Below are 20,525 nucleotides of genomic sequence, written 5' to 3' on the forward strand. Positions count from 1 at the left end.
TTACTATGGCAATTTCGGCGCCATCATTTGTATGATGGTAGCCATAAGGTTAGGCCGCCTGGGGACTGATAGCGGCCGATCAGGGAGCAGAAGGGGCTGACATGATCGACGACCTGAAAATCAACGATGAGCTGAAAGGGCGCTGGTACGCCGAGGGGTATTGGACACCAGACACCATCGCCGACATCTGGCAGCGCGCAGCCGTTGCGCATCCCGACCGCGAGTACGTCTGCGACGACACGGGTAGCCGCCTCACCTACGGGGAGGTTGACGACAAGTCCGGGCGAATCGCCGCGTGGCTCATCGCGAAGGGCGTGGGCCCCGGAGATGTGGTCACGCTGCAATTTCCCACCTGGGCCGAGTTCTGCATCGCCTATGTGGCCGTACTGAAGGTCGGCGGCGTGGTGCACCCGGTGCCGCGCAACTACAACGACGTGGATCTGGAGTACGCCATGAACCTCGTCGGCACGCGCGCCTTCATCTCCCCCACCTTCTCCCATAACACCGACTACGAGGCGCAGATCCTCTCCGTGCGCGACGCCGTGCCCACGCTTGCCGCCATCGCCGTGCTGGACAAGCAGGCGCCGAGCCATTCCGACCTGCCCACCTTCGACGATATCTACCGTCGCTTCGAGCCCGTGCTCGAGCCCGTCGCGGTGTCCGCCGACTCGGTGGCCTGCATCCTGCCCACCTCGGGCACCACGGGCAAGCCGAAGCAATCGATGCTCACCCACAACAACATCCTGTTCTCCGAGCGCGCCTTCACCGGCGAGCTCGGCCGCACCGAAGCCGACGTCATGTTCATGCCGTCGCCCTTGAACCACGCCACCGGCTTCTTCCACGGGCTCATCTCCCCGCTTCTGCTCGGCGGCCGCGCGGTGCTGCAGCAGGACTTTCGTCCACGGGAGGCCATCGCGCTCATGAACGCCGAGGGCGTCACCTGGTCCATGTCGGCCACCCCGTTCATCTACGACATGCTGAACGTGCTGGACGCCGAGGAAGGCCTGGCCTTCGACACGCTTCGCCTGTTCTGCTGCGGCGGCGCGCCTCTGCCCCCGGCGCTCATCGAGCGCGCGGCCCGCTACGACGTGCTGCTCTGCGAGATCTACGGCTCCACGGAAAGCTGCCCGCATGTGTTCGTGCCGCCGGAGAAGTGCGCCGAATGGGACGGCGCCTGGTCCGGCGTGCCCTTCGCGGGCATCGAGGTCAAGGTCATCGACGAGAACGGCCAGGAGGTGCCCCGGGGCGCCCAAGGCGAGGAGATCTCACGCGGGCCCCACATGTTCGTCGGCTACCTGAACGAGCGCGACCGCACCGACCGCGCCCTCACCGACGACGGCTGGTTTTTCAGCGGCGACCTGTGCTATATGGACGAGGAGGGCCGCATCCGCATCAACGGGCGCAAGAAGGAGGTCATCATCCGCGGCGGCGAGAATATCTCGGCCCGCGAGATCGATGACGACCTCATAGGCGCCCCCGGCCTGGCGAATTCCGCCACCATCGGCATGCCCGACGCGCGCCTCGGCGAGCGCATCTGCACCTTCGTCGTGCCCGCCGATCCCGCAGCGCCTCCCACCCAGGACGAGCTCATCGCCTACCTGAAAGAGCGCCACGTGGCCAAGCGCCTGTGGCCCGAACGCATCGAGCTCATCGATGAGATCCCCGTCACCGCTACCGGCAAGGTGAAGCGCTTCATCCTCGCGCAGATTCTGAAGGAGCGAATGGAAGCGGAATGAGTCTTCCTTTTTCGTTCGAGTAGGGCGCTGATGGAAGGTGTGCCTCCACGCGCAGTTCCGCAGCGAACGAAAGTGCCCAGTGGGCGCTTTCGCCGAGCGAGGACTGTTTGAGCATGGAGGTATACCTTCCATCAGCGCCCGGACAAGCATCAAAAAAGCCCGAGCGCCCCTGATCGCGCTCGGGCTTTCTCATAGAATTTTCTTCTAATCTACCGATACTCCCGGTCGAGCTCCTTGGCGATGGTCATGCGCTGGATCTGGTTCGATCCCTCGAAAATCTGGAAGATCTTGGCGTCGCGCATGAGCTTCTCCACCGGGTACTCCTCGGAGTAGCCGTAGCCGCCGAGCACCTGCACGGCGTTGCTCACCACCTCCTGCATGGCGTCGGTGACAAAGGTCTTCACGATGGCGCCGTCCTTGCGCACCATCTCGCCGGCGTCCATCTGGCGCATGCAGTTGTTCACGAGAACGCGCGCCGCCTCGGTCTTGATGGCCATGTCGGCCAGCATCTGCTGCACCATCTCGAAATCGATGAGGCGCTTCCCGAACTGCTTGCGCTGCTTGGCGTAGGCCACGGCCTCGTCGAGGGCGCGCTGCATGATGCCCACGGCGAGCGTCGAGATGAAGGCGCGGGAGAGGTTCAGCGCGTTCAGCGCGATGGACATGCCGCACCCGACTTCCCCGATGACGGCGCTTCTCGGTACGCGCACGTTCTCGAGGACGACCTCGGTGGTGTCCGACAGGCGGAAGCCCATCTTGTGCTCCTTGGCGCCAGCAGTAAGGCCCGGGGTGTCGCCGTCTACGAGAAAGCCCGTGATGCCGTGGGCGCTGGCCTCCGGGTCGGTTTTGGCGAACACCACGTAGATATCGGAGATAGAGCCGTTGGTGATGAAGGTCTTCGTGCCGTTCAGAACGTACTCGTCGCCGTCGAGCACCGCCGTGGTGCGCATGGCGGCCACATCAGATCCGGCATTGGCCTCGGTGAGGCAGAAGGCGGCGAACCCGCCCGCCTCGGTCTTTTCCACGAAATGGCGCGCCTGCTCCTCGGTGCCGTTCAGAAGGATGTTGCGGAAGGCGACGAAGTTCGTGACGAAGGTGTCGGCGTAGGCGGCGTCCACCCAGGCCAGCTCCTCGAACATCATGGCGCAGGTCTCGTAGGTGAGGCCCATGCCGCCGAACTGCTCGGGGATCTCCACCATGTGCAGCCCCAGATCGAAGCCCCACTGGTACAGCTCGCGGGGGCACTCCCCCGCCTTGTCGGCGGCGGCCACGTGAGGCATGACCTCGTTGCGGGCGACGTCGCGCACGAGCTGCACCAGCTCGCGCTGCTCCTCGGTGTAAGTGATGGCCATAGGTTTCCTCTCTACTCAAGCCCCGCGGGGCGCTTGCATTCGGCTTCTATCGCGTATCCGGCGGCGCGGCGCCGGGCCTAGCGGTTCTCCTGCAGGATGCCCTCGTCGAAGGCATAGCGCAGCTGGGCGTTCACCGAGCGAACGGCACCGTCGTGCAGCTCGGGCCGCACGTCGTTGTACACAGCCTCCACTAAGGCCTCGGCATCGGCGGGGATGCCGCTGCGAACCGCGGACACCACCTGCTGCAGCCGCTGGAGGCGGTGACGGTGCGCCTGCTCGATGCGCTCGGAGGGGTTCTCGATCACCGGCCCGTGGCCCGTCAGCAGGCGCTCCACGCCGCGCTCGGCCACCAGGCGCCCGAGCACGTCCAAACTCGCCAGATAGTCGCCCATGCGCCCGTCGGGCCAGCAGACCATCGTGGGGCTCTGGGCGAACACCACATCCCCCGTCACCACGAGCGCGCCCTCTTCCACAAGAAAGCCCACCGAATCGCTGGAGTGGCCGGGCAGCGGCACGACCTCGATGGCCAGCGACACTCCGGGCAATTCAAGGGGCCCAGGGCCCAGCGTGCCCGACGCCACGCCCAGCACCGGCGCGCCGAAGACCCGACCCGCCTCCTCGGCGCACTCGGCGTGGTCGAAATGATCGTGGGTTACCGCCACGGCGGCCACGGTGAGGCCGCGCCGAGCGCAGGCCTCGGCGATGCGCCCGATGCAGGCGGCGTCGTCGGGACCCGGATCCACTACCACGCAGGCCCCGTCGTTCGGAGCGGCGAGAATCCAGCTGTTGGTGCCGTGATAGGTGAGCGGCGTGGCGTTGGGATGTCGCACGCACTGGGCGAAAGGCCCCACCATGGCCTCGTTGTCCGGAGGCGTGAAGCGCGCACTCATGTCTCGCTCACCTCGCAGCCGAGCACCACCTCGCCGCACGCCCGCGCCACCGGATGCGGCCGCACGTGCCCGTCGAAGGGAGTGTTCCACGCCTCGTCCACCGAGGTCGCTGCCACGATGGAGGTGAGATTGGAGATAGTCGGGGGCACGAGCTTGAGCAGCCCTGCATCGAAACGCATGAGCGCCTCGCCCGGGGCGATCCAGGCCGCCTCCACGGCCTCGCTCGTGCGGCCGTCGGCGTGCTGCCCCTCGGGCAGCCGCGCCAGGAAGAAATAGGTATCGTAACGCCGTGCCTCGCTTTCGGGAGTGACCCAATGGCTGCGCAGGCGCATAAGATCGCTGCGCAGCACGAGTCCCCGCTCGCGCAAAAATTCCCCGAAGGAGATCTGCCGCGTGGCCACGGCCTCGCGCTCGCAGGCCCAATGGTCGCCGCGCTCGTCGATGGGCGCGGCGCCACCGGGGGCGGAGGCCAAAAGCACGCCGCTTTCCTCAAACACTTCCCGGGCCGCCGCCGTGATGATGCCGCGGGCCTCGGGCTCGGTGCAGCTCATGAGGCGGGCCCACTGCTCCGGAGAGGGCCCGGCCCAGGGCACGGCGCATTCCACATCTCGGGCGTCCATGCCGCCGCCGGGGAACACCACAGCGTCCGGCGTGAAGGCCATGGTGGAGGCGCGGCGCAGCATGAAGACGTCCACCGGGGCCGCGTCCACGGTCTCCTCGATGGGCGCTCCCCCCGCCAGCGGGCTCTCGAAACGGCGGTAGTGCGGCTTGCCCTCGCTCACCAGCATGACCGTGGCGGCGCGGCGCGGGGCCACGGGCTCGCACGGCGCCCCGGCGAGATACGCCCGAGCCCGCTCCACCACGCCGGGCTGGTCGTCCACGGAGTACTCCACATAGGCGCCGGGGGAAAGCGGCTCGCGGATGCTCTGGACGCGCCGTCTCTCCGTCGCGCCCGCCACATTCGCCGCCACCTCGGCCGCACGACTCGTCTTGCCCGCGCTCTCGCTCATTTTTCCGCTCCTGCCAACAGCTCGGCGATGTCCCTCACGGGCACATCGGAATCTGCCGATACCATACCATCAGCGAGCATGGTCAGGCAGAACGGGCACGAAGTCGCCAAAAGATCGGGATCGGTGTCAAGCGCCTGGGCGCAGCGCGCCTCGTTGATGCGGGCTCCGGCGCTCTCCTCGAGCCACATGCGGCCGCCGCCGGCCCCGCAGCAGAAGCTCGCACGGCGGTTGCGCTCCATCTCCACCACGCTGCCGCCGGCGGCGCGAACCACCGCGCGCGGCGCCTCGTAGACGTCCTGGTAGCGGCCCAAGTAGCACGAGTCGTGGAAGCACACGCGCCCGAGCGCCTCCGGCGAGCGCACCAGGCGCCCCTCCTCCACCAGCCGAGCCAGAAGCTCGCTGTGGTGGATCACCTCGAAATGGCCGCCCAGCTGAGGGTAGTCCCGGGCCAGGGCCTGATAGCAGTGAGGGCACTGCACGATGATCTTCTTGACCCCGTAGGCCTGAAGCGTGGCGATGTTCTCGCTGGCCAGCATGAAGTAGACGAACTCGTTGCCCATCCTCCGCGCCGCGTCCCCGCAGCACTTCTCCTCGTTGCCCAGGATGGCGAAGCTCACACCCGCCTCCGCGAGCAGCGACACCAACGCCGCGGACACCTTGCGATTGCGTGCGTCGAAGGCCCCGGAGCAGCCGGGCCAGTAGAGGTACTCGGCATCGGGGGCCTCGGCGATGGTGGGCACATCCAGCCCCTCGGCCCACTTGGCGCGGGTCTGCCAGCCTAAGCCCCACGGGTTGCCGTTGTTCTCCAGGTTGCGGAAGGTGGCCTGGGCCTCCGGCGGGAACGCGCTTTCCATGGACACCTGGTAGGTGCGCATCTTCACCACCTTCGGCACGTGCTCCACGAAGGCCGGGCACGCCTCCATGCAGGCGCCGCAGGTGGTGCAGGCCCACAGGGTCTCGGGGGCGATGACCGCGCCCACGAGCGGGCGATCGACGATGGCGCGCTCGGCGTCGGCGAGATCGGCGTTCTCAAGGAGCGCCTCGGCCTTCGGCAACGCGGGGACTGCCTTCGACGCCTTCTCACTCTCGGCCGCATCCGCCGCGTTCCGCTCCTGGGCCGCCGCCTCCTTCTGCAGGCGGTAAATGATGGGCCCCCGCTGCTCCAGCTCGGCGCCCAAGTCCTGGATGAACGCCTTGGGGCTCAGGGGCTTGCCCGTGGCATAGGCGGGGCAGAGATCCTGGCAGCGGTTGCAGCGCACGCAGGCCTGGGTGTCGAAGAGATCCTTCCACGTGAGCTCCTCCAAGCGGCCGCAGCCGAAGGAGAGCAGGCCCTCGTCCTCCATGTCGATGAAGGGCAGCTCGCCCTTGGGTTTCAGGTCGCGCCAGTAGACGCCGGCGGGCACGAGCAGCACGTGGACGAGCTTGGAATAGGTCCAGTAGGCGATGAGCCCGAAGGCGAGGGCCATATGGAACCACCACAGCACGCGATGGGCAAGCTCGATCTGCCCCTGGTCCCAGCTAGCGAACAGTCCCGCGAAGAGGCTCCCCACGGGTGACCAGGCGCCCCAAGGGTCGCCGGTGCCGGCGATGCGCAGGCCTTCCAGCACGAATCCCGTGACGCCGATGGCGAGCAGCAGGCCCAAAACGACGATGTCGCCGGGCCTGGTGTCAAGCGCGCGGTTCGCGATGCGGCGCACGATGCAGGCCACCATGGCGATGCAGAAAGCGGCGCCGGCGATGTCGACGGCGAGCGAGAGAAAGTACAGGTAGAAGTTGCCTTGGACGAGAGGGAGCCCCAAATCGGCCTGGGCGGCCACGGTGGCGGTAGCGATAAGCAGGATGACCATGGCGACGTACATGGCTCCATGCACGAGCCCGGGCCCGCGCCGCTCGGCCACCTTCACCTGCAGAAGGGCGTCGCGCACCGCGCCACGCAGACGCTCGCCGCGCCTATCGGAGCGATTCTCGGGCTCGCCGATCTTCCACAGGCGCCAGCGCCGCACGAAGAAGACAACGGCCACGGCCAGCGCCGCGATGAAGCAGGGGTAGATCAGCCAGTGGCCCGTGATGTTCCACAGAACCTCGCGTGCCGGCACCTCGCCCATGACGCACCTCCCCTATTTGCGCTCGCGGACGGCCGCCTCCAGCAGCGGCACCGCCTCGAAGAGATCCGCGACGATGCCGTAGTCGGCGCCGGCGAAGATCTCCGCCTCGGGATCCTTGTTGATGGCCACGACGCACTTCGAGGCACCCATGCCGGCCATGTGCTGGATGGAGCCGGAAATGCCGCAGGCGATGTACAGCGAGGGCGCCACGGTCTTGCCCGTCTGGCCCACCTGGTACTGGATGTCGACCCAGCCCTCGTCCACGGCCGGGCGCGAGGCGCCCACGGCGGCCCCCAGGGCATCGGCCAGAGACTCGATGACCGCGAAGCCCTCAGGCCCCTTGCAGCCGCGGCCGCCGGCCACGACGATGTCCGCCTCGGCCAGATCGACACGCTCGGAGGCGGCGCGGGCCACGGACTGCACGATGCGGGCGAGGTCGGCTGCGTCGGCCGGGGTCGCGACGACCTCGACGGTGCGGGAGGCGTCGGCCTCGGGCACCGGAAGCGCCTTCGGGCGCACCGTGGCCACCACGGTGGGGGCGGCTGCGGTTGCGCGCTCGATCACCTTGGCGGTGTAGGGCAGGCGCGTGAAGACGACCTCGTCGCCGGCCTCGATATCCACCACGTCCGAGAACAGCGGCGCATCCAGGGCCTCGGCCAGAAGAGGGGCCGCCACGCGAGATTCGGCGCCGTCGGCGAGCAATACCACGGCCGGGGCGCTCTCGGCGGCCAGCCGGGCCAGCGTGCGGGCCACGGCCTCGGGGGCCGGTGCGGCCTCGCTTTCCACAATCACCACGCGGTCGGCACCCCACGAGGCGAGCGCCTTGGCGTGGCCTGCGGCGGACGCGCCCCACACGATGGCGACCACTTGAGCGGCCGCCTGGTCGGCCAGCGCCCGGGCGCCCCCCAGCATCTCGGCATTTACCTGGCGCAGCGCCTCATCGGCGCCGTTGACCCCTACCCACATATCAGCCATGAGAAAACCTTTCTCTCAAATCCTGCGCGAACGTTGGAAGCGAATGAGTGGCGAGCTAGAGAACCTTCGCCTCCTCGGCCAGAAGGCGCACCGTCTCGGCCACGGCCACAGGCGCCTCGCCCGCGACGATGCGGCCGCCGCAGCGGCCCGGCTTCAGCTCCCGGGAGACGACGGTCACCGTTGTCGGTTTGGACGCCGCGGCGAAGTCGGCCACGGGACGCACCTCGGCGCCACGGCGCCGCGCCTGCATGACATCGCGCACCGAGGGGTAGCGCGGCTCGGCTAGTCCCTGCTGGGCGGCCACGACGGCGGGCAGAGGAAGCCGCGCGGTCTCCACGCCGTCGTCCACCTCGCATTCCGCGACGATAGTGCCGCCTTCCACGGAAAGACCCGTGGCCATGTTCGCCAAAGGGAGCCTCATGATGGCCGCCATGCGCCCCATGACCTGGGCCGCCGCCGTATCTCCCGACTTCCAGCCGCCCATGACGAGGTCGGCGCCCATCGTGGAGGCCGCCTCGGCGAGCAGGGCCGCGGCCTGGGCGGCGTCGCGGGCCGTCCACTGCTCGTCCTCGATGAGCACGGCCGCATCGGCGCCCATGGCCAGCCCGTGGCGCACGGCCGCGAGGCAATCCTGAGAGCCAAGCGTCAGCAAGGTAACGGTGCCACCCAACTCTTCTTTCAGCTGCACAGCGCGCTCCACGGCGAACTCGCTGTAGGGATCGATGACCATGGTCTGGCCCATTAGCTCCACCTCTCCGGCCCCGTCAAGCGCTATGACGGCCTCGGTGTCCACCACCTGCTTCACGCAAACGACGATGTTCATCTCATCCCTTTCACCCGTATACGGTCTCTTAAGGGTAATTTTACGGAAGGTCCTTTACGCGCAACACCACTACTCCCCCGCTTTTGTCCGCACTATACGGACGTATCTTTCTATCTGTCCCAAAATGCACAAAGCCCCGATCGTCCGCAATGGGACAGATCAGGGCTTTCTGGGAGTTATTGGAAGTTCTTATGCCCTTATAAGGGACGTTCTGTCCCTGGGGGCGCGGCTTGCGCCCGCAACCAATGGCCGCTAGAGCGCGGCTCGGCCGAGCGACCGGATCTACTGGGCCGCGTGCAGCTCGGCGTAGCGCTTGACGAGGGCCTCGTTCACGCAGGGCGGCACGAACTGGGACACATCCCCGCCGAGAGAGGCGATCTCGCGCACGATGGAAGACGACAGGTACATGTGCTGCGGCGTCGACATGATGAAAAGCGTCTCCAGCTCCTTATCCAGCTGATAGTTGAGCGCCGTCATCTGGAACTCGTACTCGAAGTCGGTGATGGCGCGCAATCCCTTCACCACGGCCTGGGCGCCCATGCGACGGGCGAAGTCGACGAGCAGCTCGTCGAAAGGCTCGACGCGCACGTTGGGCAAATCACGCGTGACCTCCTTCACAAGGGCCACTCGCTCCTCGAGGGAGAAGAGCGGCTTTTTCTTTGCGGAGACAGCCACGGCAACGATGACCTCGTCGACAAGCTGGGCGGCACGGCTGATAACGTCGAGATGTCCGGCGGTGATGGGGTCGAAGGTGCCGGGGGTAAGCGCACGTTTCACGGCGGCTCCCTTTCTCTTAACGGCGGCCGCGCAAGGCGGCTCGAACGACTTGGCTCCGACGCGCGGGGGCATCGGATGGCAGCGGCACCGACGCGCGGGCGCGCCAGATGCTCCTTGGAAGTTTACACGATGCGCAGCGCCTCTTCTCCCAGGATTCGAAAAAGGGCCGGCGCACCGCTCGAGAGCCATTGTAGAAAAGACCGCTGTGGCATTATATAGACATATTCGAAAATCTGTCCCATTAATTTGTCTAAAATACGATCAATCTTACCAATACTTGTCCAATAGCATCCCAATTCATCGGATTCATTGATAGAATAGTCCCAGAGAAGAGATACCACTTGAATCATTGGAAGAATAGAGGCGGCCATGCAAGTACACGTCATCCATGAAATCGACTGCTCCGTCGAGCGGATCGATCCCGCCGTCGTCGAGGCCTTCCTCGACACCGAGCTCTCCGACGATCCCATGCTCGCCGACTCCATCTGCGCCATGGCCGACGCCATGAGCGCCGAGCTGCATCCGCGCGGGGTCTACAAGCTGTTCAACCCCGCCATCTGCACCCTGCCGCCGAAGTACACCGAACCGGCCATCAAGCTCGTGGGCACGCTCGCGGTGCTCTACGGCAGCGCCGCCTACGAGCGCATGAGCGAGGCGGAGCACACGGCCATGGCGGTCTCCACCATCGGCACCGACGAGGAGATCGCACGCCTTCGCGAGCGCCTCGTGAAAAGCGACATGGACGCGCTGCTCTTCGACGCTTGCCTGGAAGCCATGGCCTCCTTGGCCGCGGACAAGCTCGCCGAGGCCGTCGCCGACGACGCCCACGAGCGCGGCCTGCACCGCGGCAGCACCTTGGAGACCGGCGTCGAGGACTTCCCCCTCACCATGAACACGACGCTCGCCTTCTTCACCCAGACCGAGAAGCGCCTGAGGCTCACCGCCGCCGAGGACGGCACGCCGTCGGATCGCTGGAGCACCTGGGGCGTCATCGGCCTGTACAACGAGACCCAGAAGAAGCGCCGCGGCTGCGCCTACTGCCACAACGTGCGCACCTGCACCATCCGCAAGATCGGCATGACCTGCCACGGCCGCCGCACCCGCAAGAAGGCAAAGCCCACCCCTTCCGCTGACCAGCAGTAATCGACCTCACGAACCTTAAAGGGCACCGACAGGTGCCCTTTTTCTGCATCTCATTTCACTGGTTCAAAGCACTCGGGATGCTGCTCGCCGCCCTCTGCGCGCGCTCCGGAAGGTGCTGATCGACGACCTCTGCGCGCCCTCCGGAGAACGCGGCCGTTAAGAAATAGCTTCCACTTCAGCAGCAGCGATGCCGGGACGGTACCGACTGATGTGCGTCATCTTCGCTATTTCTTTTGCCGCGTTCGCAGGAGGAAAAAGCGCGCAGCGGGCGGCGAGCAGCACCTTCCGGAGCGCTTCCCCCAGGTCGATTCCAAGCACAAGAAAAGGGACCCGCTTGCGCAGGCCCCTTCCATCAAAGCTGTATCGCCGTCGCGATTTAGATGGTCCAGAGGTAATCCGGATCCTCGGCAGCCTTGGCGTACTCCTTGAGGATGCCGCGGCCGGAGATGTGCACCATGATCTCGACGGTGCCGCCGCCGATCTGGAAGCCGCGGCAGTCGAGCATGAGGCGGGAGACGCGGGTCTCGTCGGTGAAGCCGAGGCCGCCCATGAGCTGCAGGGCGCGGGAGCAGCAGTCGGTGAGCGCCGGGGCGCCGTAGCGCTTCAGCATGGCGGCGTCGTTGTTCACCGGAATGCCGTTGTCCATCTTCCAGCAGGTGCGGTACAGGAAGTTACGGGTGTTGGTGAGCTCGATCTGCATCTCGACGATATGCTCCTGCACGAGCTGGAAGGTCTTGATGCCCTTGCCGAACTGCTGGCGCTCGTTGGTCCAGGCGCAGGCGTCGTCCATGGCGGCCTGGGCCTCGCCGAGCAGCTCCGCCAGAAGCACGCAGCGCTCCCACTCGAAGTTCTTCATGAGCTGCAGGAAGCCCTTGCCCTCGATGCCGAGCAGCGCCGACTCGTCAACCACGACGTCGTCGAAGATGACCTTGGAGAAGGGCATGATCTGCATGCCGATCTTGTTCAACGGCTCGATGGTCACGCCCTTGGCGTTGGCCGGCACGAGGTACATGGACATCTGCTTGTTCTCGGGAGAGGGATCCTCGTTCTTGCAGACCACGATGAAGCCGTCGGAGTTCTCACCGGAGGTCACCCAGGTCTTGGTACCGTTGATGTGGATCTTGCCGTCCTTCTTGGTGGCCGTCGTCGTCATGTACTGGTTGGCGGAGCCGGCCTCGGGCTCGGAGATGGCCAGGCAGTACGGCGGGTAGCCGTTCTCCTTGTAGTAGTCGACGGCGTACTGGATCTGCTCGGGAGTGCCGAACTCGACCATGTCGAACATGATGAGCAGGTTGGGAGCCATGGGGATGTTGCCGCCGCAGTGGTTCAGCTCTTCGATGATCATGGCCATGGTCTGATGGTCGACGGGCTTTCCACCGTACTCCTCGGGCAGGCCGTACATTCCCCAACCGTCGTCGACCCACGCCTTGGCGATCTCGGGGGCGATGCCGCGGTTCTTATAGCCGGCGGCGATGGCCTCCTCGGTCAGGTGCTTCTTGCCCCACTCGCGGATGCCGCGCTTGATCTCGAGCTGCTGCTGGGAATAGCTGAAATCCATTTCTTCCTCCTTTAAGGAACGTTGCCTTTATTCAAAACGCCTGCGCGTTTGAACCAAATTGAGAGAGCGGGCGCCGCGCCGTTTCAACCCAGCGCCCGTAACCGGGGATAAGCCCGTTTAGATGGCCATGGAGGCCTGGTAGCCGCCCTTGACGGCCTCGAGGGTGCGGTACACCTTGCCGTCGGGGGTGGTAGCGTCGCCGATGAGCTTCGCGTGCGGCCACACCTTCACGATCTCGTCGTACAGGTCGGTGTTCTGCTCCACGCCGAGGGAGGTCAGCACGGTGTCGCACTCGATGAGCTGCTCCTCGCCGGTCTCGACGTTCTTCACCTTGGCGCCCTTCTTGGTCACCTCGATGAGTTCGGTCAAGGGCATCAGGTGCACGCCCTTCTTCTTGAGCAGGTTGATGGTGGGGTTCTTGTCGATGATGCCGATGCCGTTGCCAAGCTTCTTGGCCGGATCGATCACCCAGATCTCGCGGCCGTCGCACATGGCCTCGGCCACTTCCAGGCCGGCGAAGCCACCGCCCACGACCACCACGCGCTTGCCCACGATGGCGGTCGGGCCGCTCTTCATGTTCAGGCCCATGCGCATGAACCCGACGGTGCCGCCCTGGGCCTTGATGGCCGCCACGGCCGCCTTCCAGATCATGCCCTTGCCCTCGGGGACGATGCCGTTGCACATGGCCTTGATGTCCTCGGACTTCACGACGTTCTTGCCGTCGATGCCGGGCACGTCGATGGGGATGATGCCGCCGCCGGGCGAGACGATGACCTGGTCGGGGTTCAGGGCGCGCAGGGTGTCCACGTCGACCTTGGTGTTCAGCTTGATCTCGATGTTGGGATGAAGCTTCATCTCCTCGTTCCAGTAGGAGACCAAAGGCTCGATGTTGGCGTTGAGCACCTGGGCCATGGTCAGCAGGCCGGCGAGCTTGTCGGACTTCTCCAGCACGGTCACCTTGTGCCCGCGCTCGGCCGCCACGCGGGCCGCCTCCAGGCCGCCAGGACCCGCGCCCACGACGGCGATGTGCTGCTTCTCGGTGGCGGGCTTGTCCTGGGGCAGGCCCACTTCCACGCCCTCCCACACGTTCGCGTTCACCGAGCACTGGCAGGGCTTGCCGATGAAGATGTTGTCCAGGCAGCGGGAGCACACGATGCAGGGGCGCACCTGCTCCGGACGGCCCTCCTCCACCTTGCGGGCGGTGTCGGGATCGGCGATGAACTGGCGCGCCATGCCGACCGCGTCGCCGTAGCCCTCGGTGACGACCTTCTCGCACATATCGAGCGTATTGATGCGGGTGCCGGGGAATACCGGCTTGGAGGTGACGGTCTTCACCTGCTTCGCGAGGTCGATGAACTCGCCCTCGGGCACGATCTGGTTGGCCACGGGACGGGGCGCCTCGTGGAAGCCGGCCTGCACGGACCAGGCGTCAACGCCGTGGGCCTCGATGATCGGGATGAGCTCGAGGGTGTCGGCGATGCGGTTGCCGTCGGGCATGAGGTCGTCGGCGGAGATGCGCACGAGAATCGGCATGTCGTCGCCGCAGGTCTTGTGAATCTCGTCGATGATCTCGCAGAGGAAGCGGGCGCGGTTCTCGGCCGATCCGCCGTACTCGTCGGTGCGGTGGTTGGAGTACTTGGAAAGGAAGCGCATCACCATGTAACCGATGCCCGCGTGGATCTCGATAATGTCGATGCCGGCATCCTTGCAGCGGCGGGCGGCCTGGCCGTACTGCTTGACGACCTCGGCGATCTCCTCTTTGGTGTACTCGCGCTCGGGCATGCCCACGAACGGGCCGGAGGGCACGTCCTTGGAAGGAGCGTAGGACAAAAGCGGATCATCGCCAGAGGCACGCCACTCGTAGCACAGCTGCAGCTGGGCGGCCACCTTGGATCCGTGCTTGTGGCACACCTCGGCGATGCGCTGGAAGCCGGGAATGAACTCATCGTCCCAGCATCCGCAGGCGCCGGTGGTCGTGTGGTACTTCGGCTCGGTGCCGAAGCAGTCGCACACATAGCACGACCCGATCTCGATCAGGCCGGCATGGCCCTTTGCGCGCTGCTCGTAAAAGTCCACCAAGTCATCGGTCACGTGGTAGTTGTCCACCTTCTCGATAGTCATCGGCAGCATCACGAAACGGTTGCGCAGTTCGACATTGCCGATCTTAAACGGCTCCACCAGTTTCTGGTACTTCGCCACGGCTAAACTCCTTTCAATTACTTCCCCACAGGTTTCAAGGGTATTAGGTATGATTTCAAGCTTTTGACCATGTTGCCTTCTCATGATCCTCACATTTGGAAATCTCTACCCAATTTGACTTGCTTTGTCCGCCTTTCAAAGCGCCGACCGAGCTGAAGTCTCCTCGTGACTCTTATTCTACGAAGATTGCTTTGCTTTACGATGGACAGATTTATCTATCTGTGTAGTACTTCATAGGCAAATCTTCGTCATCCATAGGCATTTGCCGCATAAGTGGCCGTTTTGACCCCGTTAAATAGGCGCAACTAACCGAGTCATTGGCATTTCCATTGCACATTTCGATTTATCTGTCCCATATTTCTTCGAAAGATCCTATAATGGGCGCAGCGGAAGAGAACTGAAGGAGGAACCCATGAACGCGCTTTCCACCATGCTGCTCATCTCCGACGCCTTCGTGGAGCTGTGCGACGAGATGCCCTTGCGCAAGGTGTCTATCAGCGACATCGTCGAGCGCACGGGGAAGAACCGCAAGACCTTCTACTACCACTTCGAGAACAAGGACCGCCTCATCATCTGGATCTTCCGCTACGACATGGGCCAGTGCCTAAAGCAGCATTTCTCCGAGTCAGTGCTCCTCTACGACGACGATCCGGAGGATCCCACCTCGCGATTCCCCTACTATATTACCCAGAAGTCCGGCGTGCGCTCGCTCGACCACGCCGAGTTCTTCCAGTGCTTCGCCGAGGTGCTGGAGGGACGCCGCAACTTCTACCGCCAGGCGCTCGTGGACAACGGCCCCTACTCGCTGCGCAACTACCTGTACGCGCTGTACCTTGAGGCCATGAAGCGGGACATCGACATCATTTTGTCCAACCGCTACCTGCCGAAGGACAACATCGACTTTCTGGCCGAGTTCTACACCTGCGCCTTCCTCTACTACTACATCCGCCGCTGCGACGCCCGCGGCGTCGAGTCCATCGGCGGTCAGGCCGGCCCCTTCGCCAACATCATCCACAGCTCCCTCGAAAACGAGATCAAGGAAGCCCAGATGCGGAGGAATTTGTAGCTCGCCGGAGCACCCTCGAAGGCGTGCCGCCCTTCCACAATCCCTTCCATAGCTTTTGCCTATTTTCCATTGGAAATTTTCGGGCGGTTTCTATTGGACGAACCTCAAGACGGGCTGTCAAACTGTTCATCAGGGTATACGCGCCCGCGCGCGATGGCACGGGCACACGATCACGAGGAGGCTTTATGGGCAAGTTGACCGACGAGGAGTTCCGCGATTTCCTGAAGACCTGCCGCGAGCTGGCGGAAGGCCCCTTCGAGGAAATGCAGCGCGAGGTGGAGGTCACCAACAAGTTCCCGCAGGAGTTCATCGACCTGGCCCGCGAGAACAACCTGTACCGCTACGCGCTGCCCGAACAGTACGGCGGATGGGGCTTCACCGAGAAGGAGATCCTGCAGGTGCAGGAGGAGTTCTCGCGCGGCCCGGGCGGCATGCGCATGCACCTGCACTACGCCGCCGACCTGAACTGGCGCATCCTGGACGACTACGGCTGCGACGAGCTGAAGGCCGCCTACATGGACAAGTTCGCCGACAAGACCATCTTCACCTGCTTCGCGCTCACCGAGCAGACCGGCGGCACCGGCGCCGACGTGCACACCACGGCCGTGAAGGACGCGGATGGGAATTACATTCTGAACGGCGAGAAGTGGCTCATCTCCCATACCGACGTGGCCCAGTTCGCCTACGTCATCGCCGTGACCGACCCGGACAAGGAGGGCGACGAGCGCCTCTCCGCCTTCTTCGTGCCCATGGACGCCGAGGGCTTCGAGCTCGTGGACATGCCGCATATGATGGGCTGCCGCGGCGCGGGGCACGCTGGCTTCAAAATGACCGACGTGAAGCTCGAGCCGAAGTACCTGCTCGGCTGCGAGGGCCAGGGCATGGAAGTGGCCATGCACTCGCTGGCCATCTCCCGCGTGCACATCGCCGACTCGAACCTCGGCATGTGCCAGCGCATGCTGGAGATGTCGCTGGCCCGGGCGCGCGACCGCGTGACCTTCGGCAAGACCATCAACACGCGCCAGGCCATCAAGATGAAGCTGGCCGACATGGCCTGCGCCACCCACGCCCTGCGCTGCATGATCATCGATTTCGCCGAGGACTACGACCGCGACCCGCACAACCCCTACATCGCCGAGAAGGCGGCCATGTGCAAGCTGTTCTCCATCGAGGCGGTAAAGAAGGTCTCCGACGAGATGCTGGAGATCTTCGGCGGCGACGGCTACTTCGAGGACAGTCCTTACGGCCCCACCGAGCGCCTCTATCGCGACTGCCGGGCTCTCTGGCTGGAGGAGGGCTCCCCCACCATCCAGCGCATCACCATCGCCCGCGAGCTGGAGCGCCACGACGGCGTCGTGGAATACCCCGCCCTCGACTGGATCGCCGGTACCGACCTGTAGGCACCGATCGGCAGCCACCCCCTCACGAGTAAGGCCCTGCGACGCAAATCGCAGGGCCTTTTTATGCACGGCTTTTCCGCAGACAGGTGCAGCCTACCCGAAGCGGTACTCCACGCCCATGGTGGGCTGGGGGTTCTCCCACTTCCTCACGATGGTGCCCTCGCAAGCGATGCGGCAGGTGCCGCACTCCAGGCAGCCGGCGTAGTCGAAGCTCGTCGCGCCGTCCTCGTCGATCTTGTAGAGGGCCGCGGGGCATACCCGCACGAGCTTCTTGAACTCCTCGATGTCCGGATCCTCCACAAGCTCGATGTGGGCGCTCTCCTCGTCCACCTCGTACTTGTTCACGGCGATCAGCTCGTCAACGTTCACGGTAATCGGTGCGATCTGGCTCACAGCGCGCTCACCGCCTTCCTCACCTCGTTGGCGGTCTTGAAAAGCCCGCGCTTCTTGATAATGGGCATGATGCGGCGGCGCAGGGGCTCCTGCGGGCGCCCGTCCACGCTGAACATGGCGTTGAACACCTCCGCCGCCATGGTCGGGTAGTCGTTGAACATCGCGTCCCACTCCTCCATGACGTGGGGCCACTTGCGGAAGGTCTTAAGGTCCTTGATGACGAAGGAGTCCTCCATGCGGCGCGCATATCCGGAAAGCCCCGCCGCGCTCGCATCTCCCGCGTCGATGGCCTCGACGGCCGCCTCGGCGGCCATGCGCCCGCTCGCCACGGCGAAGTCCATGCCGCGCACCTGATAGCCCATGTTCATGCAGAGGCCGGCTGCCTCGCCGGCCAGAAGCGCCCCGTCGAACACGTACTGGGGTACCATGTCGTAGCCGCCCTCGGGCACCATGTGCCCGGAGTGCTCGACCATCTTGGCTCCCCGGATGATGGGCGCCACCGCCGGATGGCCCTTGAAGTCCTCAAGCATCTGGTAGACCGGCGTGTCGTTTCCGCCGCCGGCCGCCGTGGAGATGGTGGCCACGAGTCCCAGCGAGATGGAGTCCCTGTTGGTGTACAAAAAGCCGCCGCCCACCTTGCCGTGGGTGCAGTCGCCGACGAACAGCATCGCGGCGCCCTCGCCCTCGGGCAGAAGGAACCGGTCCTCGATCACGCCCGCGGGCAGCTCGAACACCTCCTTGATGCCGACGGCCATCTGGCAGGGCGCGGGCCGCGCGTTCCCGAGGCAGCGCTCGGACAGAAGCGTGTTTGTGCCCTCGGCCACGATGACGACCTGAGATGTGATCTCGTCCTCGCCGGCGCGGATGCCGACGACTTTGCCGGACTCGTCCTTCAAAAGCTCCTCCACGGCGATGCCGCAGATGTACTCGGCGCCGGCGCCCTCGGCCTTCTCGGCCAACCACTGGTCGAAGGGGCCTCGCAGCACTGAGTAGGAGTCCTTGCCCTCCTCGGCGAGCACGGGGCTCGTGAAGTCGATGGTCATCTCGGAGTCGCTGTTCAGCATGGCGATCCGCTCGTGGGTGATCTTGCGCTCCAGGGGCGCCTCGGACTCGAAGTCCGGGAACACCTCCTTCAGCGAGTGGCTGTAGATGCGCCCGCCGGTCATGTTCTTGGCGCCGGCGTAGTTGCCGCGCTCCACCACGAGCACGCTCTTGCCGGCCGAGGCCGCCACGTAGGCCGCCACCGCGCCCGCGCACCCGCTGCCGACAACAATGATGTCGAAATCTGCGTCAGACACGCTTCTCTCCTTTCAGATTCACGCTCGATCCCAAGGGCGGGAGGCCGGCGACCATGGCCGCGTCGGCGCCTCCCGCCCTCAATCGAGAAGGCCTACAGGGCCGCCGTCAGGGCCGGCAGCACATCTTTGATGTCGCCCACCAGACCGTAGTCGCACTGCTTGAAGACGGGGGCGTTCTTGTCCTTGTTGATGGCGAACACAGCTCCGGAGCGGTTGCAGCCCACCATGTGCTGCATCTGGCCGGAAATACCGCAGGCCACATACACCTTCGGCGTGAGCGTGAGGCCGGAGACGCCCACGTAGGTGCTCTGGGGCATCCAGTCGACGCCCTCGGTCAAGGGACGGGAGCAGGCCAGACCGCCGTCGATCTTGTCGGCCAGCGCGCGGGCCAAGTCGAGCTCGGACTCCTCGGCGAACCCGCGGCCGCAGGCCACGACGGCCTCGGCCTTGAACAGATCGGCGCCGCCCTTCTCGCGCTCGCGGGAGGACACCAGGCGCAGCGAACGGGCCGGCGCGATCCAGGCCACGGTCTCGGCCACGGCGCTGCCCGCAGGCTCGGCGTCGGCGAAGGTGCCAGGGGCCACCGTGTAGAAGGCCACATCTCCCGTGGCCTTGCGCACGCGCTCGCCCACGCCGCCGAAGTAGAGGCTCAGAGCGCCCCCGTCCTCGAAAGCCGTCACATCGGTGATGGCGGCGGCCCCCGCAGCAGCGGCCAAACGTCCCAGCACCGACTTCACATGGCGGGTCGGCTCGGCGAGCACCACAGCGGGCTGCTCTTTCTCGTAGACGGACTGAATGGTGAGGTAGGCATCGTCGGCCACGGCGCCCTCGGGCACCTCAACGATATAGGCGGCATCGGCGACGTTCTCCGGAGCCTCGCCGAAGGCTACGAGCGCCACCTCGTCGGCAAGAGTGCGGGCGCCGGCTGCCAGCTCGCGGGCGGCCTCGGGATGCTCGGCAATAACCAGTGCTTTCATGTTCATGTCTCCTTATCGGGTCGTGGAATTCGAAACGTGGGGAGGGACGCCTACAGGGCCGCCTTGAGCGCCGCGGCAAACGCCTCGATGGCGCCGTCGGCCGAAGCGTCAGCCACATTGCAGGCGCGCTCGGCGGCCTCGGGAGCCGCACAGGAGACGACCTCGACGGCGCTCACGGGAGCTACGGGAGCGCCCTTCACATCCATGGGCTTCTTGCCAGCCGCCAGAATGTCCTTCATGCCGGGGATGCGCGGCGTGGCGACATCGGGCGTCACGGCGATGACGGCCGGCAGCGGAACCTCCACTTCCTCCACCACGTCCTCGAGCGTGCGCTCGACGACCATCGAGTCGCCCTCGGCCTTGATGGCCGTCACCGCGTTCACGGAAGGAACTCCAAGACGGGCGGCCAGCTGCACATCGACCTGCTGGGCGTATTCATCGGCAGAGCCGTCGCCGCACAGGATGAGATCGAAGCCCCCCTCGCCCACGATCGCGGCCAGCTCCTCGGCCGTGCCGGCGGTATCGAGAGCGGCCAGCGCGTCGTCGGCGACCATGACCAGATCGTCGACCCCGCGGGCGAGCACGTTCTTCTTCAGCTTGGAGTCGTCGATGGAGGCCGCCCCCACCGTCACGGCGGTCACCGTGGAGCCGGGGTTGGCAGCAGCCAGCTGGGCCGCCGCCTCAAGCGCGTTCAAGTCGTAGGTCGACACCGTCCCCTTCGCCTTGGAGAAGTCCAGGGTGCCATCGGAGGCCACCTGGATGTCCTGATCGTCGGGAACCACCTTGAATGCCACTGCGATCTTCACTTCTGCACCTTTCTCTT

At 65.3% G+C, this 20,525-nt stretch carries 17 protein-coding genes; 4 read left to right on the forward strand and 13 right to left on the reverse strand.

From position 1 onward, the window contains the following. Positions 1 to 101 precede the first annotated feature (101 nt). On the forward strand, positions 102 to 1,736 hold the full coding sequence (gene fadK / locus NE591_RS04875) for a medium-chain fatty-acid--CoA ligase (protein ID WP_161127198.1): 1,635 nt from the start codon (positions 102 to 104) through the stop codon (positions 1,734 to 1,736). Between the two features lie 209 nt (positions 1,737 to 1,945). Here fadK and NE591_RS04880 read toward each other — a convergent pair whose 3' ends face one another. The 7 genes from NE591_RS04880 to coaD form a co-directional block, all read right to left on the reverse strand. Beyond that, positions 1,946 to 3,088, reverse strand: a complete 1,143-nt coding sequence (locus tag NE591_RS04880; protein ID WP_161127197.1) for an acyl-CoA dehydrogenase family protein — start codon at positions 3,086 to 3,088, stop codon at positions 1,946 to 1,948. A gap of 77 nt (positions 3,089 to 3,165) precedes the next feature. Beyond that, positions 3,166 to 3,978: an MBL fold metallo-hydrolase gene (locus NE591_RS04885; RefSeq protein WP_161127196.1), complete on the reverse strand. Its 813-nt coding sequence runs from the start codon at positions 3,976 to 3,978 to the stop codon at positions 3,166 to 3,168. Then, positions 3,975 to 4,988, reverse strand: a complete 1,014-nt coding sequence (locus tag NE591_RS04890; RefSeq protein ID WP_256156405.1) for an NUDIX hydrolase — start codon at positions 4,986 to 4,988, stop codon at positions 3,975 to 3,977. The genes NE591_RS04885 and NE591_RS04890 overlap by 4 nt, the downstream gene beginning before the upstream one ends. Further along, a complete protein-coding gene (locus NE591_RS04895; protein WP_256156406.1) occupies positions 4,985 to 7,093 on the reverse strand; it encodes a heterodisulfide reductase-related iron-sulfur binding cluster in 2,109 nt (702 codons plus the stop codon). Before NE591_RS04895 ends, NE591_RS04890 begins: the two co-directional genes overlap by 4 nt. A 12-nt stretch (positions 7,094 to 7,105) precedes the next feature. After that, on the reverse strand, positions 7,106 to 8,068 hold the full coding sequence (locus tag NE591_RS04900) for an electron transfer flavoprotein subunit alpha/FixB family protein (protein WP_256156407.1): 963 nt from the start codon (positions 8,066 to 8,068) through the stop codon (positions 7,106 to 7,108). A gap of 55 nt (positions 8,069 to 8,123) precedes the next feature. Continuing rightward, positions 8,124 to 8,891, reverse strand: a complete 768-nt coding sequence (locus tag NE591_RS04905; protein WP_157011517.1) for an electron transfer flavoprotein subunit beta/FixA family protein — start codon at positions 8,889 to 8,891, stop codon at positions 8,124 to 8,126. 282 nt (positions 8,892 to 9,173) lie between these two features. Continuing rightward, entirely contained in the window at positions 9,174 to 9,668 is a 495-nt protein-coding gene (gene coaD / locus NE591_RS04910) for a pantetheine-phosphate adenylyltransferase (protein WP_022739795.1), read from the reverse strand. Between the two features lie 369 nt (positions 9,669 to 10,037). Here coaD and NE591_RS04915 point away from each other — a divergent pair, with 369 nt between their 5' ends. Then, positions 10,038 to 10,811 (forward strand): phage tail protein, encoded by a 774-nt coding sequence (locus NE591_RS04915; RefSeq protein WP_256156408.1) that lies wholly within the window; start codon positions 10,038 to 10,040, stop codon positions 10,809 to 10,811. Positions 10,812 to 11,187: 376 nt separating this feature from the next. Here the strand turns inward: NE591_RS04915 and NE591_RS04920 are convergent, their stop codons facing one another. Beyond that, positions 11,188 to 12,369, reverse strand: a complete 1,182-nt coding sequence (locus NE591_RS04920; RefSeq protein ID WP_114539146.1) for an acyl-CoA dehydrogenase family protein — start codon at positions 12,367 to 12,369, stop codon at positions 11,188 to 11,190. 117 nt (positions 12,370 to 12,486) lie between these two features. After that, positions 12,487 to 14,568, reverse strand: coding sequence for an FAD-dependent oxidoreductase (locus tag NE591_RS04925; RefSeq protein ID WP_114539147.1), 2,082 nt, complete (start codon positions 14,566 to 14,568; stop codon positions 12,487 to 12,489). 412 nt (positions 14,569 to 14,980) lie between these two features. Between NE591_RS04925 and NE591_RS04930 the strand changes: the two genes are divergently transcribed. Together NE591_RS04930 and NE591_RS04935 are read left to right on the forward strand one after the other, a co-directional pair. Continuing rightward, entirely contained in the window at positions 14,981 to 15,634 is a 654-nt protein-coding gene (locus NE591_RS04930) for a TetR/AcrR family transcriptional regulator (RefSeq protein ID WP_161127189.1), read from the forward strand. 185 nt (positions 15,635 to 15,819) lie between these two features. Beyond that, positions 15,820 to 17,034 carry an acyl-CoA dehydrogenase family protein gene (locus NE591_RS04935; protein WP_161127188.1) on the forward strand — a complete coding sequence of 405 codons (1,215 nt, stop codon included), beginning with the start codon at positions 15,820 to 15,822 and terminating at the stop codon, positions 17,032 to 17,034. Positions 17,035 to 17,127: 93 nt separating this feature from the next. Here the strand turns inward: NE591_RS04935 and NE591_RS04940 are convergent, their stop codons facing one another. The 4 genes from NE591_RS04940 to fixA all read right to left on the reverse strand — a co-directional run bounded on the left by NE591_RS04940 (position 17,128) and on the right by fixA (position 20,508). Next, positions 17,128 to 17,427 (reverse strand): 4Fe-4S dicluster domain-containing protein, encoded by a 300-nt coding sequence (locus NE591_RS04940; RefSeq protein ID WP_161127187.1) that lies wholly within the window; start codon positions 17,425 to 17,427, stop codon positions 17,128 to 17,130. Continuing rightward, a complete protein-coding gene (locus tag NE591_RS04945; protein WP_161127186.1) occupies positions 17,424 to 18,725 on the reverse strand; it encodes an FAD-dependent oxidoreductase in 1,302 nt (433 codons plus the stop codon). Before NE591_RS04945 ends, NE591_RS04940 begins: the two co-directional genes overlap by 4 nt. Before the next feature lie 92 nt (positions 18,726 to 18,817). Continuing rightward, positions 18,818 to 19,702 (reverse strand): electron transfer flavoprotein subunit alpha/FixB family protein, encoded by an 885-nt coding sequence (locus NE591_RS04950; RefSeq protein WP_157011509.1) that lies wholly within the window; start codon positions 19,700 to 19,702, stop codon positions 18,818 to 18,820. A 50-nt stretch (positions 19,703 to 19,752) separates the two neighbouring features. Beyond that, positions 19,753 to 20,508, reverse strand: coding sequence for a putative electron transfer flavoprotein FixA (gene fixA, locus NE591_RS04955; RefSeq protein ID WP_161127185.1), 756 nt, complete (start codon positions 20,506 to 20,508; stop codon positions 19,753 to 19,755). Positions 20,509 to 20,525: the final 17 nt, after the last annotated feature.

Origin of the sequence: Adlercreutzia sp. DFI.6.23 (assembly GCF_024462535.1) — a bacterium.
Classification (GTDB): Bacteria; Actinomycetota; Coriobacteriia; order Coriobacteriales; family Eggerthellaceae; genus Adlercreutzia; species Adlercreutzia rubneri.

Coding starts and splice junctions, on each gene's coding strand:
- NE591_RS04900 (WP_256156407.1), bottom strand. CDS start 8,068: ATGGCTGATATGTGGGTAGGGGTCAACGGCGCCGATGAGGCGCTGCGC.
- NE591_RS04885 (WP_161127196.1), bottom strand. CDS start 3,978: ATGAGTGCGCGCTTCACGCCTCCGGACAACGAGGCCATGGTGGGGCCT.
- fadK (WP_161127198.1), top strand. CDS start 102: ATGATCGACGACCTGAAAATCAACGATGAGCTGAAAGGGCGCTGGTAC.
- NE591_RS04950 (WP_157011509.1), bottom strand. CDS start 19,702: ATGAAAGCACTGGTTATTGCCGAGCATCCCGAGGCCGCCCGCGAGCTG.
- NE591_RS04905 (WP_157011517.1), bottom strand. CDS start 8,891: ATGAACATCGTCGTTTGCGTGAAGCAGGTGGTGGACACCGAGGCCGTC.
- NE591_RS04930 (WP_161127189.1), top strand. CDS start 14,981: ATGAACGCGCTTTCCACCATGCTGCTCATCTCCGACGCCTTCGTGGAG.
- NE591_RS04920 (WP_114539146.1), bottom strand. CDS start 12,369: ATGGATTTCAGCTATTCCCAGCAGCAGCTCGAGATCAAGCGCGGCATC.
- NE591_RS04895 (WP_256156406.1), bottom strand. CDS start 7,093: ATGGGCGAGGTGCCGGCACGCGAGGTTCTGTGGAACATCACGGGCCAC.
- NE591_RS04890 (WP_256156405.1), bottom strand. CDS start 4,988: ATGAGCGAGAGCGCGGGCAAGACGAGTCGTGCGGCCGAGGTGGCGGCG.
- NE591_RS04935 (WP_161127188.1), top strand. CDS start 15,820: ATGGGCAAGTTGACCGACGAGGAGTTCCGCGATTTCCTGAAGACCTGC.
- NE591_RS04915 (WP_256156408.1), top strand. CDS start 10,038: ATGCAAGTACACGTCATCCATGAAATCGACTGCTCCGTCGAGCGGATC.
- NE591_RS04880 (WP_161127197.1), bottom strand. CDS start 3,088: ATGGCCATCACTTACACCGAGGAGCAGCGCGAGCTGGTGCAGCTCGTG.